Raw genomic sequence first — 17,213 nt, forward strand, 5'->3', positions numbered from 1 at the left:
TAAACTTTCTGATTTTTAGTTATAAAGCCATCCAGAACCGGTTGATTTTGAAAATAATTACCAAACTTATTTTGTTTATACTCTTTCTAGGGAGTATTGCGGGCTGTTCCCGAAAAAAGAACACCTTTTTAAACCGAAATTGGCACGCGGTTACTACAGAGTATAATACCCTTTACAATGGTAATATTGGCCTGCAACAGGGGAAAGAAGAGCTTAACCAAAACTATGCCGATAACTATTGGGATATACTGCCCATAGAACGTATGCAAATTGACGAAAATATTGTTTTACCAGACAGTGTTCGAAATCAGAATTTTGGTTATGCTGAAGAAAAGGCTGTAAAAGCTATTCAGCGCCACGCCATGCTTATTGAAGGGAAAGAGAGAAATCCCCAAATCGATGAAGCTTATCTATTATTGGGGAAAGCCAGGTATTTCGATCAGCGTTTTATTCCTGCACTGGAAGCTTTCAACTATATCTTAAGGCGTTACCCTGCCAGTAACAATATTATTCACGCCCGGGTTTGGCGGGAAAAGACCCATATGCGTCTGGAAAATAATAGACTGGCTATTAATAATCTAAAAAAAGTCTTGGATTTGGAATATCTGGAAGATCAGGATATTGCCGATGCCAGTGCCACTATGGCCCAGGCATATATCAACCTTAAGCATTTAGATAGTGCGATAGTTCCATTAAGTAACGCCGCAGAGTTTACCGATAAAAACGAAGAAAAGGGCCGCTATTTTTATATTCTCGGCCAACTTTATAATCGTATGGGTGAGCTTGCCAAAGCCAATGCTGCCTTTGATGCGGTTATAGACCTAAACAGAAAATCCCCCAGGGTGTATATGATTAATGCCTATGTGCAAAAAGCACGAAATTTTCAATTGGGGCAGGGAAATAATTATGAATTAAGGGAAATGCTTCGAGACCTGGAGGAAGACCGTGAAAACAGGCCGTATTTAGACAAAATTTATTTTCAAATTGGTGAATATTATAACCGCCTGGACTCTACCGAAACAGCCGTAGAATATTATAAAAAATCCTTGAGGGCACCCGCCAGCGATATTTACCTGCGGTCTATTAATTACGAGATACTGGCAAATATAAATTTCGACAACAGCAAGTATGTATTGGCAAGTAAATATTTTGATAGTACCCTGGCAGAGATGAATCCCAAACTTAGGGAGTTTAGAACTATAAAGAAAAAAAGGGATAATTTAGAAGATGTTATAAAATATGAGGGGATAGCTTATAAAAACGATAGTATATTGCGTTTAAGCCAAATGACATCTGCGGCGCAGTTAGACTATTTTAAAGACTACACCTCCAATTTGCGTACCCGTTTAGAGGCCGATGAGACTGCAAGTATTTTACCAGTAGCTTTGCCAAACATAGCTTCAGGACAACAGCCCAATTCTTCGCGTACATTTTATTTTTATAACGAAACTCGAGTACAACAGGGTAGGCAGGATTTTCTGAATCAATGGGGTGAGAGGCCACTGGCCGACAATTGGCGTTGGGCAGAAGTGAGCTTTGAAAATGAAGATGCTGTAGCAGAAGAAACAGGACTGTCGCAACAGGTTTTGGATAACGATCCAAGATTAGATCCCTATACCTATATTAATCAAATTCCTACAGATTCGGCAGTTTTGGACACTTTAACTCGTGATCGCGATTTTGCCTATTATCAGCTGGGGGTGATTTATAAAGAAAACTTCGGGGAATACCAGATGGCACAGGATAGACTCGAGGCGGTTTTAGAAATGTCTTCAGAAGAGCGTTTTGTTTTGCCTGCGATGTATAATTTATACCAGATTTACCAAAACACAGGTCAGGCGTTAAGCGCCGATAAAATGAGGGCTGAAATTGTAACTGATTATCCCGATTCGCGTTACGCGGCCTATATTTTGAATCCTGAAAGCATTCAGGAAGATAAAAATGTTCCTGAAGCGATTTATGCACAGCTGTATCGCGATTTTAAAGCACAGAATTTTGATAAGGTTATTTCTGAATCGAATAGATATATCTCAGAATTTTCTGGAGACGCAATTGTACCCAAATTAGAACTTTTAAAAGCCCAGGCCAGTGGCAGGCTTTTAGGTCTAGATGCCTATAAAAGCGCATTAAACCACGTGGCACTAACCTACCCGCAAAGCGCAGAAGGAAAAAAGGCCCAGGAAATTCTAAATAAAACAATTCCAAAATTAAGCGGCCTGGAGTTTAATGCAGATAGCCTTCAGCAAAATTATAAACTGCTTTATAGGTATAAACTTGCAGAAAAAGAAGCTGCCATAGCTTTAGAAGAAAAAATAAAAACAGCCATTTCCGATGTTAATTATAACCATCTTTCGGTTTCTGTAGATGTTTATAGCCAAGAAGAGGTTTTTGTAATGGTTCACGGTCTTAAAGATTTGGAAAGAGCCAAAGGCTTTGCCGAATTACTTCAAATAAATGAAGACTATCTGGTGGAAAAAGAACCAGTTAAAATTTCGACCGAGAATTATAGAGTTGTTCAAATTCAGAAGAATTTGGAAGAATATCCAAAACCAATAAATTAGTATTTTTTTTCGGTTTAAAGTATGAAAAAAGATAACCTGAATAAATACATGGTTTTTGTGAATATTGCTTTTCAAATGGGAATCATTATTGCCGGAGGCGTTTTATTGGGGATATGGTTAGATGGTGAGTTCCCCAATAAATATTCTGTATTTACGATTTCATTATCCTTATTAGGGGTTTTTATAGCGCTTTACCAGGTCTATAGAAGTGTAATTAAAATGAGCGAAGAAGACGAAAAATATGAAAAATGATTTACTGGCTTTCTTAAAGCGATTGTTGCCTTTTACTTTGTTTTTGTGGTTAATACAATTTCTTTTACAACAGTATGTTTTAGAGTTAGATTTCTACTACAGTAGTTTTAGTATCTACCTTTTTCATTTTGTGGCCACCTTTCTAATTTATTCAATCCTGGTTTTTGTTTACCGTAATTTTACCGAAAATACCGGTTTTGCTTTTATGGGATTAAGTTTGTTAAAAATGGTGATGGCCGTAATTTTCTTGCTTCCTCTGGTTTTAAGTGGTTTAGATGGCGTATTTAGTAATATTCTTGCGTTTTTTATTCCTTATTTTTTGTTTTTGATCTTTGAGACGCTATATGCGGTGAAACTAATAAACAAAGCTTAAGCTCCTGTTTGTCAGTAATAATGCAAAAAATAACACTTTTGCTAAAATTTTAGTTGGGGTGCTTTCAAATAAAAATTAAAAGTATACCTTTGCACCCGAATTTAGAGCCCATAATTTTAAGCAGAACAGGTACTATGATAGCACATAAATCTTTAAAGATTATAGTGACGTTTACACTAGCCTTAGCCTTACTTCCTTTTAACGCTTTTGCCAAGGATGATTCTCAGGCAGAAGAAAGTAAAAATGATTTTAATCCTACCGATATGATTATGCATCATATTGGCGATGCCCATGGATGGCATTTTTTTGGCGCGGGAGATAGTTCGGTTACTTTGCCCCTTCCCGTAATTCTTTACACTAAAGAAGATGGATTTGTAACCTTTATGTCAAGTGAGTTTCATCACGATACCGAAGGGAAATACGTGGTTGAAAAGGACGGTATGCGTTTTGTGAATTATCATGAAGATATATACAAATTAGATGCGGGTGCAGAAACTGTAGAGTTTGATGAAGAGCATAATGTTATAAATGCCAGTAAGCCCTGGGATTTTTCTATTACCAAGAATGTGGCCGCTATGCTTTTAACGGTTATTTTAATGTTGATTTTCTTCTTTGGCCTGGCCGGGCATCATAAAAAGAGTAAAAAGGCTCCTGCCGGTTTCAATAATATTTTAGAAACATTGGTTCTTTTTGTGCGCGATGAAATTGCAAAGCCTCAAATTGGCGATAAGAAGTATATGAAGTTTATGCCGTTTTTGCTAACTGTGTTTTTCTTTATATGGATTACAAACCTGTTAGGCCTGCTGCCTGGTGCAGCTAACGTTACCGGGAATATTGCGGTAACTGTTTCCTTAGGGCTTTTTACCCTTGTGTTAATAGTGTTTAACGGGAATAAGGATTTTTGGAAGCACACACTGTGGATGCCGGGTATACCAACTTTTGTAAAACCTATCCTGGCGGTTGTAGAATTGCTTGGGCTGCTAATAAAGCCTATTGCATTAATGATTCGTCTATTCGCTAATATTACAGCAGGGCACATTATTATCCTAAGTTTATTAGCCTTGATATTTATATTGGAAAATGCTGGGGTTGCCGGAATTTCGGTTCCTTTCGCACTTTTTATTACAGTACTGGAATTGCTGGTAGCATTCCTTCAAGCGTTTATTTTTACTATGCTGTCGGCCTTGTTTATTGGGGCTGCGGTAGAGGAACATGAACATCATTAATTTTAATTTTTAATTTTTTTACTATGGAATTATTACACGTAGGTCTTGCAGCTTTAGGAGCTGGATTAGCAGTTATTGGAGCCGCTTATGGCGTTGGTAAAATTGGTGGTTCAGCGATGGACGCTATTGCCCGTCAGCCAGAGGCTTCTGGGAAAATCCAGACTGCAATGATTATTGCTGCTGCACTTGTAGAGGGTGTTGCTCTTTTTGGAGTGGTAGCAGCTTTATTAGGGGTTTTAACTTCCTAATAAGAATTTACAAAACCCATTCGTAACGGTTGGTTGCGAATGGGCTTTTAAAAAATGATGTTAACAGGTATTATAAATAAATAATTATGGATTTAATTACTCCGGAAGTTGGTCTTATTTTTTGGCAAACTATTGTCTTTTTAGTATTGATGTTTATTCTTGCTAAATTCGCCTGGAAGCCAATTCTTGGTGCGGTAAGGACCCGCGAAGAGTCTATTAATGAAGCTCTTGCTTCTGCTGAAGATGCGCGTAAAGAAATGCAAAATCTAAAGGCAGACAATGAGAAATTGTTGCAGGAGGCGCGTGCAGAAAGAGATGAGATTCTTAAGGAAGCACGACAGCTAAAAGAGAAAATGGTTTCTGAGGCTGAGGCAGATGCACAAAGTAAAGCAGATAGTATTGTGGCTAAGGCCAAAGAGAGTATTGAAATAGAGAAGCGTGCAGCTATGGCAGATATTAAAAACCAAGTTGCGACCCTTTCTATAGAAATAGCCGAGAAGGTTATAGGTAAAGAATTAGCCACTGAGGAGAAGCAGCATCAGATGATCGATAAGATGTTGAATGATGCTACCTTAAATTAAGACACATGAAAGGAACCAGGGCAGCACAACGTTACGCTAAGGCGATTTTAGATTTGGCTAAGGAAAAAAATACTACTGAGGGTGTTTTTACCGATATGCAGCAAATTTCTCAAACAATTGCTAAAAGTGAAGATCTTTCGGCTATGCTAAAAAGTCCGGTTGTTAATACAACGGTTAAAAAAGCTAGTTTAAAAGAGATATTTAAGGGCGCAGGAGAGATTACCCAGGGTGTTTTTGATGTGCTTATTGAAAACGGAAGAATTAATATTCTTGACCTGGTAGCGCGAAATTATATACAGCGTTTTAACGAGATGAATCGTTCTCAGGAGGCGGTAGTAACTTCTGCAGTTCCATTAACACCAGAGCTTGAAGATAAGATTTTAGCCAAGGTGAAAGAATTGACAGGTGCCGGCGCAAAAATTAAAAACGTTGTGAATAAGGATATTATTGGAGGTTTTGTTTTAAGAGTTGGTGATTTGCAATATGATGCCAGCGTATCAAGAAACCTTAACAGGTTAAAAAGGGAATTAAAAACAAACGCATATATATCATCTATATAAAATGCCCTTAATGGGCTTTTAAAAAGTTAATAAAAACCGTCACGTAAATATTGTGGCATTTTATCTTAAATAATTATGGCAGAAGTAAATCCTGCTGAAGTATCAGCAATATTAAAGAAACAATTATCAGGTTTTGAAAGCGGAGCCTCTTTAGACGAGGTGGGAACTGTACTTACTGTTGGTGATGGTATCGCTAACGTTTATGGTTTGGCAAACGCACAATACGGAGAATTGGTTCAGTTTGAAAGCGGCCTCGAAGGAATGGTATTAAACCTTGAGGAAGACAATGTAGGTATTGTACTATTAGGCCCTTCTAAAGATGTTAGGGAAGGATCTGTAGTAAAAAGAACCAATAGAATTGCTTCTATAAACGTTGGTGAAGGCATAGTAGGTCGTGTAGTAGACACCTTGGGAGACCCTATAGATGGAAAAGGTGATATTGAAGGAGAAACTTTTCAGATGCCATTAGAGCGTAAAGCGCCGGGAGTAATTTATCGTCAACCGGTAAGTGAACCTATGCAAACAGGAATCAAATCTATTGATGCGATGGTGCCTGTTGGTAGAGGGCAGCGTGAGCTTGTTATTGGTGACCGTCAAACAGGTAAAACTACCGTTTGTATTGATACCATTCTAAACCAAAAAGAATTTTACGATGCAGGGGAACCTGTACACTGTATATATGTTGCTATTGGGCAAAAAGCTTCAACGGTAGCAGGTATCGCAAAAGTACTTGAAGATAAAGGTGCTTTGGCTTATACTACCATTGTAGCGGCAAACGCTTCAGATCCTGCTCCTATGCAGGTATATGCTCCGTTTGCAGGTGCTGCTATTGGTGAGTATTTTAGAGATACCGGTCGTCCGGCCTTAATTATTTATGATGATCTTTCTAAGCAGGCGGTAGCTTACCGTGAGGTATCTTTGCTTTTACGTCGCCCACCGGGACGTGAAGCATACCCTGGAGACGTTTTCTTCTTGCACTCTAGATTGTTAGAGCGTGCTGCAAAGGTTATCAATGACGATGATATTGCAAAAAATATGAACGACCTTCCTGATTCCCTAAAGGGAAAAATAAAAGGAGGTGGCTCTTTAACGGCACTGCCAATTATTGAAACACAGGCAGGTGACGTTTCGGCTTATATCCCAACCAACGTAATTTCGATTACTGATGGACAGATTTTCCTTACTTCAGATTTATTTAACTCTGGGGTTCGTCCTGCAATTGATGTGGGTATTTCTGTATCTCGTGTAGGAGGTTCGGCTCAAATTAAATCGATGAAGAAAGTTGCCGGTACTTTAAAATTAGACCAGGCACAGTATCGTGAATTGGAAGCTTTTGCTAAGTTTGGTTCAGATTTAGATCCTACAACCTTAAGAGTTATTCAAAAAGGTAAACGTAACGTAGAAATCCTTAAGCAGGCTGAAAACGATCCTTATGCGGTAGAAGATCAGATTGCAATTATTTACGCGGGTTCTAAAAACTTACTAAGAGATGTGCCGGTAGAGAAGGTAAAGGAATTTGAAAAAGATTACCTGGAATATCTTAACGCAAAGCATAGAGATATGCTAGATACACTAAAAGCCGGTAAATTAACCGATGAGGTTACAGATACTCTGGTTGCAGTAGCGAAAGAGCTTTCAGCTAAATATAAGAAATAGTATTGAGTATTGAGCTTGGTGTAGTTAGAAACTTAGGTTCATATTTAAACTTTAAATAAATTATAGGTATCGGGTATTTTGTGTAAAATCTAAATACTCGATACTCAATACTAAATAAAATGGCAAACTTAAAAGAATTACGTAGCAGGATTACTTCGGTATCATCAACGATGCAGATTACCAGTGCCATGAAAATGGTGTCGGCAGCAAAGTTGAGCCGGGCTCAGGATGCGATTACGCAAATGAGACCGTATTCTGAAAAATTAACGCAGCTGTTACAAGATTTAAGTGCAACCCTGGATGACGATGCCAGTAGCAAATACGCTGAAGAACGCGAAGTGAAAAACGTGTTAATGGTGGCTATATCTTCAAATAAGGGTCTGGCGGGTGCTTTTAATACCAATATTGTAAAAGCCGTTAAGTATAAAGCCGGTAGCGATTATGATGCTAAAAAGGTAGATCTTTACACCTTGGGTAAAAAGGCAAACGATGTACTTAAAAAAGACTACGGGGTTTTTAAAAATAATAATGAGATCTACGACGATCTTTCTTATGAAAATGTATCCGCGATAGCCGAAGAATTAATGCAGTTGTTCTTAGATGAAAAATACGATAAAATTGTATTGGTATACAACCAGTTTAAGAATGCCGCAACCCAAATTGTACAGCACGAACAGTTTTTGCCTATAGAGCAGTTTGAAACTGAAGAAGAAAAGCAACTTGACTATATTTTTGAACCTTCAAAAGATGAAATAGTAAAAGAACTTATCCCTAAATCTCTAAAGATGCAATTGTTTAAAGCATTAAGGGATTCTTTTGCATCTGAACACGGCGCGCGTATGACAGCAATGCACAAAGCAACCGATAACGCAAAAGAGCTGCGTGACGACCTTAAATTGTCTTATAACAAAGCGAGACAAGCTTCTATTACCAACGAAATCCTTGAGATTGTTGGTGGTGCCGAGGCTTTAAATGGATAAGCTTTATATAATATTCCGGAAATACTTCCGTTTTTAAAAACCCGTATGTTAGTACGGGTTTTTTATTTGGTATAGGTTTTGTTTTTGTACTTTTAAACTGCAATATTTCTATTATGAAGAAACTACTATTTTTACTTGCCGGTATATTTGCTTTGAGCTTAGTTACAAGCTGTGGCAGCAATAAGAAATTGCAGGAACGTGCTCCTGCACAGTTTCAGGATATTTATTATACAGAGAATGAGAATGGGTTAGATCTCTACATTCCTGTGGCTGTTATCCAGAAAAACATGGTGAGTATGGATAGTGTCTATTTTAGAGGAATGAAATCTCCATTGGTGCGTGATAGTGAACAAACCAACCTTTTTATAGCCAATTTTAGTACCGGTGCTATGGATATTATGAGTATTGATCCGGCCGAAGAGAACAAAAACAGGCTTCCGCAACGAACTGAGAAAGTTCCTTTTGAGATTCAAGACGATGAAGCTATTCTCGTGTTTACACAAAACAATAAAACAAAATATTACAAGCTAACTGGAATAGAAGCGCAAAACTAAGCCTAAAATCTAATTATTCTTAAGGTTGGGTATTTTTAAAAAACTTTTTCAACAAACATTTATATACGGGCTTGCCACGGTGTTGCCCCGTATGCTCAATGTTTTATTAATTCCGCTTTATACGCACGTTTTACCAAAGGAAGAATACGGCGAAATTTCTATCATCTTCGCCTATTTTGTGTTTTTTAATGTTATCCTGGCTTATGGGATGGAAACAGCGTTTTTTAGGTTTTATAATAAAATGAAAAACAAAAAAGAAGTTTTAAATACTTCCGGCTGGTCCCTGTTAATAAGTTCTTTAGTGTTTTTTGTCCTGGCTTTTTTTGTAAAGGATTTTATTGCTGAAATGGTGAATATCCCGGTTAAGTATATTCAACTGGTTATTTGGATACTATTTTTGGATGCATTGGTTATTATCCCATTTACCTGGCTTCGTGCTACCGAAAAACCCATGCGTTTCGCAATCATTAAACTTATTAATGTTAGTATAAACCTGGGGTTAAACATATTCTCCTTACTGTTTTTAAAAGACCTGGCTATAGATAATCCGGTTTTTGATAGCATCTATGTGCCAGATTTCGAGATTAGCTATATTTTCATCTCTAACGTGGTGGCCAGTGCAGTTACGTTATTAATGATGCTACCTTTCTATTTTAAAATAAACTTCAGCTTTAATACCGTTTTATGGAAATCGATGATGTCTTATGCATTTCCGGTTTTAATTGCCGGTCTGGCCTTTTCTGTAAATGAAGTTTTTGATAGAATAATGTTAGATTATTTGCTGCCACAGGATATAGCCAGGGAAGAAATTGGGGCTTATGCTGCCTGCTATAAATTAGCCTTGTTTATGACGCTTTTTGCTACTGCTTTTAGGCTGGGCATAGAACCTTTTTTCTTTAGTCACGCCGAAAATAAAAATGCACCGGAAACTTATGCGATAATCACGAAATATTTTGTGGTTTTTGGAAGCTTTATTCTTATTGCCGTTATCGTCTTTATAGACCTTTTAAAAGAACTTTTAATCCAGAATAGTACTTATTGGGAAGCAATGCATATTGTGCCACTTATTTTGCTGGCTAATCTTTTCCTTGGAATATATCATAACCTCTCTGTTTGGTATAAGATTACAGATCGCACCCGTTTTGGCGGGTACATCTCGGTAGTTGGTGCTTTATTCACCCTTACCCTCAATATTATTTTAATTCCATATATAAGTTATACCGGTTCTGCAATTGCAACGTTAGTGGCTTATGCTGTTATGATGTCGCTTTCTTATTTCTTCGGAAAAAAATATTATCCTATTCCCTACAATCTTAAAAAAATAGGCAGCTATTTAATGCTTTCCGTGCTATTTTCGGTATTTTCATTTTATGTCTTCCGCGGAAATTATTTTGTTGGAATAAGCTTATTATTAATCTTTCTCGGAACCGTATATGTTGCAGAAAGAAAACAATTTATTAAAATCTTACAATCATAAATATGCAAGTAAAGATCATCAATAAATCGGCACACAAACTGCCGCATTACGAAACTGAAGCTTCGGCAGGAATGGACCTTAGAGCCAATATTTCTGAAGCTGTTACATTAAAACCATTAGAAAGAACAATCGTTAAAACGGGACTTTTTATAGAGCTTCCGGTAGGTTACGAGGCCCAGGTAAGACCACGAAGTGGCCTGGCCGCTAAAAAAGGGATTACAGTATTGAATGCTCCCGGTACCATAGATGCCGATTATCGCGGTGAAATTGGGGTTATTTTGGTGAATCTTTCTAACGAAGAATTTACAATAGAAAATGGCGAGCGTGTTGCCCAAATGGTTATTGCTAAACACGAACATATTTCCTGGGAAGAGGTAGAAAGCCTGCAAGAAACCACACGTGGTGCCGGCGGATTTGGCAGTACCGGGAATAAATAACACCCGTAGTTCTCACGGGATTTTAAAAAGAGAACTTACTAATTTTTGACCTTCGGGTTAGTTGTGCGAAAAATTAATATAAATATAGATCTTGAAAAATTAAAAGATCTTAAAAACAAATTAAATGAAAATTATAGTGCCTATGGCGGGTCGTGGTTCAAGACTGCGCCCTCATACCTTAACTATTCCAAAACCTTTAATTCCGGTTGCGGGAAAACCAATTGTACACCGTTTGGTAGAGGATATTGCAAAAGTACTTGACCAACCTATAGATGAGATTGCTTTTATTTTGGGCGATCCCGCTTTTTTTGGTGACGATGTTGTAAAGAGTTTAGAGAAATTAGCTGAAGGTTTAAATGCAAAAGCTTCAATTTACCGCCAGGATCAACCATTGGGAACCGGCCACGCTATTATGAGTGCTAAAGAATCGCTTTCCGGTCCTGCAGTGGTTGCCTATGCCGATACTTTGATAAAGGCCGATTTTGAGCTAGATAAAGATGCCGATGCAGTAATTTGGACTAAAAAAGTTGCCAATCCTGAAGCTTTTGGGGTGGTAAACCTTAATGAAAAAAACGAGATTATAGAATTGGTTGAAAAGCCATCAGAGTTTGTTAGCGACCAGGCCGTAATAGGTATCTATTATTTTAAAGATATTGCTGTCTTAAAAGAGAAATTGGAAGAGGTTCTTGATGAAAACCTAATGCACGGTGGCGAATACCAAATTAATGATGGTATTAAAAAAATGATGGCCGAAAATAAGGTTTTTAAAACCGGAACCGTAGATGAATGGATGGACTGCGGAAACAAAAATGTTACCGTAGAAACCAATGGTAAAATGCTTAATTTTCTTCACCGGGATGGTGAAAAGTTAATCTCAGACTCTATTAAGATTACTAATTCTGAAATTACCGAGCCTTGTTATATCGGAGAAAATGTAGAGCTGGTGAATGCTGAAATTGGCCCTAATGTTTCCATTGGCGATGGTACCAAAATTATTAACGCTGAAGTGAAGAATAGTCTAATTCAAACTTTTGCTGAAGTTAAAAATGCAAAATTAGATAATGCGATGATAGGTAATTTTGCTAAATTTAATGGAGAATTCACCCAGATTAGTATTGGGGATTATTCCACTTTAGAATAAGCTTAATTAAGAGGTTGTTTGAAGAATTTTAAGATCGTCATCCTGAATTTATTTCAGGGTCTAATTTATTGTTCGTCAAAACATGTTAGAAGCTGAAACCAGTTCAGCTTGACGAAGCCTGATTTTTTCAAACAACCTCTTTACTTCAATTTTCCTGAAATTTAATCTATGAAAAAGTATGTCTTTAGTATCGCTATATTTTTGGGAGTCTTAGCTCCATTTCAGGAAAATTTTGCCCAGGAAAAAGACATAAATCAGGATGACCTGGGAAATGTAACCGATGCATTTCAGGAGCAATTCTTCGAGGCTTTAAAACAAAAAGGCATAGAGAACTATGAAAAAGCTTTACTTGCTTTAGAAAAATGCCAAAAGTTGGAACCTGATAATGCGGTTGTATATTTTGAAATGGCCAGGAATTATAATGAATTGGAGGATTTTGATAAGGCTATTCTTAATCTTGAAAAAGCACATCAGTTGGTACCCGAAAGGGAAGATGTACTCAACCAACTTTACAAAACATATACCAGGGCACAACGCTATGATGCCGCGATAGAAAGCTTATTGAAGCTTCTTGATTTTAACGAAGATTATAAAGAAAAACTTGCCAATATTTATTTATTAAATAAGCAATACGAGCAAGCTCTTGAAACCATAGATGAATTAGACCGTCGGGAAGGCCTCAGCACTTACCGAAACCAACTACGCAGGCAAATTTATGCACGAACCGGCGATACCGCAGCTCAAATAGAGAACCTGGAGAAGGCAATTTCCAATAATCCTAAAAACGAACAAAATTACCTGAACCTTATTTATATCTATAGTGATATTGGTGATGATGAAAAAGCTTATAACACCGCTTTGCAGTTGCAGGAGGCTAATCCAGGCTCTACTTTGGTGCATTTGGCCCTTTATAAATTTCATCTAAATAGGGAAGAGCCTGAAGAGGCAGTAACTTCAATGAAAATTGTTTTTGAAAGTGAAGAAATTGATGCCGAATCTAAATTTAAGGTACTTAATGATTTTTTAATTTTTGTAGATAATAATCCCGATTATGAAGAAGATTTAATGCAGGTAAGCAAAATGCTTAGTGAGCGTGAAAATGCACCCAAACTCTACGGCCAATTGGGGCAATATTATATGAAACGTGGAGAACTAGAAGATGCATTAAATTTCTTTAAAGCCGGCCTTGCAGAAAATAAAGAAGATTTTCAGTTGGTAAGAAATACAATTTTTCTACAATTAGAGTTGGGAAAATATAAAGAGGCTCAACTTTTGAGTAAAGAAATGTTAGAAGTATTTCCGGCGCAGCCAGTTTTATTTTTATTGCAGGGTATAGCACTAAACAAACTGGAGGCATATAAGGAAGCTGTAGAAATACTTACATTTGGACTGGATTATTTAATAGATAGTCCCAGGATGGAAATAGACTTTTACACACAGTTAAAAATAGCCCATCAAAAATTGGGAGAAGAAAAGAAATCGGTTGAATTTTCAAAGAAAATAGAAACCTTATTAAAAGAAATAGAATAGATGTATAGAAAGATATTGGGACTGGTTTTACTTAGCCTTTTTGTAGTTTCCTGCGGAAGCCGAAAAGGAGTAAAGGGAATTGCCACAAAAAATGCGGAAGCAGCAACAATTATAGAAAGTCATTATAATGCTGAAACCAACTTTAATACACTTACCGGAAGGTTAAAAACTGTTTATCAAAACGAAGATCGTACCCAATCGGTCAACCTAAGCTTTAGAATGGAGAAAGATAAGGCTATTTGGATGAGTGCCTCGGTTCTGGGGTTTCCGGTAGCCAAGGCTTATATCACTCCATCTCGGGTAAGTTATTACGAAAAGGTGGGGCAAACCTATTTTGATGGTGATTTTCGCTTGTTAAGTGATTTACTGGGTACCCCATTAGATTTTCAGAAACTTCAAAATCTGCTTACAGGCCAGGCAATTTATGATCTTAGGGAAGAAGAATTTGAATTTTCACAAACCGCAAAAGGCTTTCAGTTTATGCCTGCTCAAGACGGATTAATAAAAAAAATGTTCTTATTGAATCCGGGTAATTTTAAAGCTTCTGCCCAGCAACTGGCACAAACAAACGAAAATAAAAGTGTAACGGTAACCTATTCTGATTATCAGAACATAGACGGTAGGGTTTTTCCGGAAGAAATAAGTATCATTGCCAACGAGGCTGGAAATAGTACAAGAATAGAACTTACGTACCGCTCATTGGAATTTGATCGCGGTGAGTTGAGTTTTCCGTTCGATATTCCGTCGGGTTATGAAGAAATTAGTTTATAATGAAGTTTAAGAAGTTTTCTGGATTAATATTCTGTTTTATAGGCGTACTGCTTTTCGTAGGGAATTTGTCGGCTCAAACAACCAGGGAAAGCCTGGAGAAAAAGCGTATTGAACTTAGAAATGAGATTCGTAGAATAAACGAACTAAGAAGCAGTAATAAGCAAAAAGAACGCTCGGTTTTAAGTCAGGTTGAAGATTTAGATCAACAAATAAGAAGTACCGAAAACTTAATAAAAGTAACCAACCAGCAGGCCAACCTGTTAACTAATCAAATAAACGCCAATACCAACAAGATTTCGCGTCTTAGAAAGGAATTGGAGGAGCTTAAGGAAGATTATGCCGGGATGATAGAGAAATCTTATAAAAGTAAATCTTCGCAAAGCAGAATAATGTTCTTGTTGTCTTCAGAAAACTTTTTACAGGCATACAAACGCTTGCAGTATATGAAACAATATACAAACTACCGTAAACAGCAAGGAGATGAAATTAAAGCCAGAACCGAAGAACTGCAGGAGCTTAATGCCAGTTTAGCCAATCAAAAAGAGGCCAAGGAGGCACTTATTGCTGAAAATAGGCAAACAAGGGCGCAACTTGAAAAGAATAAAAAAGCCCAGCAGGATTTGATGCAGAGCATTAGAAGTAGAGAAGGAGAGTTTGCAGCACAGATTAGGCAGAAACAACAAGAAATAAATAAAATAAACGCCCAAATCGAGAAAATGATTCGCGAGTCTATTGCGAAATCTAATGAGGAAAGCGGTTCTAGCGAAAGGGATGTGTACGAATTAACACCGGCTGCCAAAGCGCTTGCTGCCGACTTTGTTAAAAATAAAGGTCGTTTGCCATGGCCGGTAAGATCTGGTGTGGTTACTTCTCGTTTTGGCAGGCAACCACACCCTGTTGTGAAGTCCATTAGTATTAATAATAACGGAGTGAATATAGATACCGATTCCGGTGGAAAAGCCCGTGCTGTATTTAATGGTACCGTTAGTGAAGTGCAGGTGCTAAAAGGTGCCAATAAAGCGGTGATGGTAAGGCACGGAGATTATATTACTATTTACGATAACCTGGAAAACGTATTTGTAAAAAAGGGAGATGTAGTGAATACCGGACAGGAACTTGGTGCTATTGCTACCAGTCGTACCTCGGGTAAAACTACTTTGCATTTTCTCATCTATAAGAATATGCAAAAAATGGATCCGGCAGATTGGATCCTGGAGATGTAATTTAGCTACCCTAAACAGATTCAATTGATTTCCTGCAAGGCTAGACGTATTGACTAAATTATTATGATAGTGCTATTTAGCTTTTAATGTGAAAGCTTGGGAAATAAATAGGCTTATTATATTATTAATTCTCAAATAAAGCCTTGAGTTCTGTAGCTTCGTTAGGCTTCATTTTTCCTGCAAGTACCAGGCTAAGTTGTTTTCTTCGCAAAGCAGCTTCGTAGCGCTCTTTTTCGAGGTCTGTTTCAGGTTCTAAAGGAGGAACAGCTACAGGAGAACCGGTCTCGTCTACAGCTACAAATGTATAGATAGCCTCGTTTGCCTTAGAACGTTTTCCGCTTTCACGATCTTCAACCCAAACATCTATAAAAATTTCCATAGAAGACTTAAAAGCTCTCGAAACAGCAGCCTCTACAGTAACCACACTACCTAATGGAACAGCTTTGTTAAACGCAACGTGGTTTACCGAGGCGGTAACCACAATACGGCGGCTATGTCTCCTGGCAGCAATACTGGCCGCACGATCCATTCGGGCAAGTAATTCGCCACCAAATAAATTGTTTAGAGGGTTGGTTTCACTGGGTAAAACCAAATCGGTTAAAGTAGTTCTGGATTCTTCTGGATGTTTTGCCTGCATTCTGCCAATTTTTGGCAAAAATAAGGTGCTTTGGGCAATTTACAACTTAAATAACTATTAAAGTTCCTGTACCAATAACCACGCTGCTTCATTAAAAGCTTTTACCTCGCGAAGCATATTAATGGCATCACGTCTTTTTTCGTGGCTGGCATAAACCACCTGGTGCAAACCATATTTATTTTCGCCAAGTAGATGTGCTTTAAAGCCTTCTTTTCTAAGTTCAGCTACTTTGGTTTTTGCATTTTCCTCTACACGAAATGCCCCGGCTACAATATGATAGCTTCCGGTTTGCTTAGCTACGTTAAAAGTAACGGCCGGTAATGGGGTGTCAATTACAAAGGTGGCTTGTTGTATTTGCTCCTGAAGTTGTTCCTGGGCTTGTTGCTGCTCGGCTATATTATGTTTAGAAACCTGGCTGCTGTAAATGTTTAAGCCGGTAAAACCAGAAATTCCCAGGGCAATAAGGCCTATGGCAGCATATTTTAGATAAGCAGGAGTATTTCTGCGTTTTTCGGGAGTAAAAAGTATAGGAGCTTTTTCTTCAAGCTCTTCCACTTGTTTTTTGTAAGTCTCCCGACTAACTGTTGAAGTTTTAAAGCTATCCAGTCCAAAAGAATCGGTTAAGTAATTAACCTGTTCAAAAGGTTCAAACTGAAGTTTGTCTTCAGCATAAAAAAACCGACCAATATTTTCAAGCTCAACCTTAGTGTCTTGCTGAATGGATTTTTCTAACTTCTCAACAAATTCAGCAATCATATTCACGGCAGTAGTGTAAGATACTTTTTGAGCTGAGGCAATATAATTAGCCAAAAGCCCATCGTTCTTTTTTAACTGCGAATTAAAGGAAACCACTTTTTTAGGCGGATAAAAAACCTGGGTTTCTTTGTTTATAAAAGCTGATTCTTTTTGGGATAAAAAAGCCCCAAACCCGGGTAGAATTACGCATTCGTACCTATATAATAAATCCTGGATGTAGTTAGCTATCTTCATTGCCGCAAAAATAAGG

Annotated in this window: 18 protein-coding genes; 16 read left to right on the forward strand and 2 right to left on the reverse strand. The window is 37.6% G+C overall.

What is annotated here, in order from left to right:
• Positions 1-47: 47 nt before the first annotated feature.
• The 16 genes from porW (at position 48) to I6U50_RS13040 (ending at position 15,570) form a co-directional block, all read left to right on the forward strand.
• Positions 48-2,561 (forward strand): type IX secretion system periplasmic lipoprotein PorW/SprE, encoded by a 2,514-nt coding sequence (gene porW / locus I6U50_RS12965; RefSeq protein WP_232805940.1) that lies wholly within the window; start codon positions 48-50, stop codon positions 2,559-2,561.
• 21 nt (positions 2,562-2,582) lie between these two features.
• Entirely contained in the window at positions 2,583-2,813 is a 231-nt protein-coding gene (locus I6U50_RS12970) for an AtpZ/AtpI family protein (RefSeq protein WP_193712125.1), read from the forward strand.
• Positions 2,803-3,186: a hypothetical protein gene (locus I6U50_RS12975; protein ID WP_193712124.1), complete on the forward strand. Its 384-nt coding sequence runs from the start codon at positions 2,803-2,805 to the stop codon at positions 3,184-3,186. The genes I6U50_RS12970 and I6U50_RS12975 overlap by 11 nt, the downstream gene beginning before the upstream one ends.
• A 134-nt stretch (positions 3,187-3,320) precedes the next feature.
• The gene (gene atpB, locus I6U50_RS12980; protein ID WP_193712123.1) at positions 3,321-4,412 is read left to right on the forward strand and encodes a F0F1 ATP synthase subunit A; all 1,092 of its coding nucleotides are present in this window, start codon (positions 3,321-3,323) and stop codon (positions 4,410-4,412) included.
• 23 nt (positions 4,413-4,435) lie between these two features.
• Positions 4,436-4,660, forward strand: coding sequence for an ATP synthase F0 subunit C (gene atpE, locus I6U50_RS12985; protein ID WP_193712122.1), 225 nt, complete (start codon positions 4,436-4,438; stop codon positions 4,658-4,660).
• An 86-nt stretch (positions 4,661-4,746) separates the two neighbouring features.
• Positions 4,747-5,241: a F0F1 ATP synthase subunit B gene (locus I6U50_RS12990; RefSeq protein WP_193712121.1), complete on the forward strand. Its 495-nt coding sequence runs from the start codon at positions 4,747-4,749 to the stop codon at positions 5,239-5,241.
• Positions 5,242-5,246: 5 nt separating this feature from the next.
• Entirely contained in the window at positions 5,247-5,801 is a 555-nt protein-coding gene (atpH, locus tag I6U50_RS12995; RefSeq protein ID WP_198627889.1) for an ATP synthase F1 subunit delta, read from the forward strand.
• Between the two features lie 75 nt (positions 5,802-5,876).
• Positions 5,877-7,457 (forward strand): F0F1 ATP synthase subunit alpha, encoded by a 1,581-nt coding sequence (gene atpA / locus I6U50_RS13000; RefSeq protein ID WP_198627890.1) that lies wholly within the window; start codon positions 5,877-5,879, stop codon positions 7,455-7,457.
• A gap of 119 nt (positions 7,458-7,576) precedes the next feature.
• Positions 7,577-8,437, forward strand: a complete 861-nt coding sequence (atpG, locus tag I6U50_RS13005) for an ATP synthase F1 subunit gamma (protein ID WP_198639147.1) — start codon at positions 7,577-7,579, stop codon at positions 8,435-8,437.
• Between the two features lie 113 nt (positions 8,438-8,550).
• Complete coding sequence (locus I6U50_RS13010; protein WP_198639148.1) at positions 8,551-8,991, forward strand: hypothetical protein; 441 nt, start codon at positions 8,551-8,553, stop codon at positions 8,989-8,991.
• Positions 8,992-9,016: 25 nt separating this feature from the next.
• A complete protein-coding gene (locus I6U50_RS13015; protein ID WP_198639149.1) occupies positions 9,017-10,468 on the forward strand; it encodes an oligosaccharide flippase family protein in 1,452 nt (483 codons plus the stop codon).
• Between the two features lie 2 nt (positions 10,469-10,470).
• Positions 10,471-10,905, forward strand: a complete 435-nt coding sequence (dut, locus tag I6U50_RS13020; RefSeq protein ID WP_193712115.1) for a dUTP diphosphatase — start codon at positions 10,471-10,473, stop codon at positions 10,903-10,905.
• Positions 10,906-11,029: 124 nt separating this feature from the next.
• Positions 11,030-12,046, forward strand: a complete 1,017-nt coding sequence (locus tag I6U50_RS13025) for a sugar phosphate nucleotidyltransferase (protein ID WP_198639150.1) — start codon at positions 11,030-11,032, stop codon at positions 12,044-12,046.
• A gap of 168 nt (positions 12,047-12,214) precedes the next feature.
• Positions 12,215-13,576, forward strand: coding sequence for a tetratricopeptide repeat protein (locus I6U50_RS13030; RefSeq protein ID WP_198639151.1), 1,362 nt, complete (start codon positions 12,215-12,217; stop codon positions 13,574-13,576).
• The gene (locus I6U50_RS13035) at positions 13,577-14,347 is read left to right on the forward strand and encodes a DUF4292 domain-containing protein (protein WP_198639152.1); all 771 of its coding nucleotides are present in this window, start codon (positions 13,577-13,579) and stop codon (positions 14,345-14,347) included.
• On the forward strand, positions 14,347-15,570 hold the full coding sequence (locus I6U50_RS13040; protein ID WP_198639153.1) for a murein hydrolase activator EnvC family protein: 1,224 nt from the start codon (positions 14,347-14,349) through the stop codon (positions 15,568-15,570). The genes I6U50_RS13035 and I6U50_RS13040 overlap by 1 nt, the downstream gene beginning before the upstream one ends.
• 124 nt (positions 15,571-15,694) lie before the next feature.
• Here I6U50_RS13040 and I6U50_RS13045 read toward each other — a convergent pair whose 3' ends face one another.
• Positions 15,695-16,207 carry an acyl-CoA thioesterase gene (locus tag I6U50_RS13045; protein WP_193712110.1) on the reverse strand — a complete coding sequence of 171 codons (513 nt, stop codon included), beginning with the start codon at positions 16,205-16,207 and terminating at the stop codon, positions 15,695-15,697.
• A 57-nt stretch (positions 16,208-16,264) separates the two neighbouring features.
• Entirely contained in the window at positions 16,265-17,197 is a 933-nt protein-coding gene (locus tag I6U50_RS13050; protein WP_193712109.1) for an HU domain-containing protein, read from the reverse strand.
• Positions 17,198-17,213: the final 16 nt, after the last annotated feature.

Source organism: Salegentibacter maritimus (assembly GCF_016236975.1).
Lineage (GTDB): Bacteria > Bacteroidota > Bacteroidia > Flavobacteriales > Flavobacteriaceae > Salegentibacter > Salegentibacter maritimus.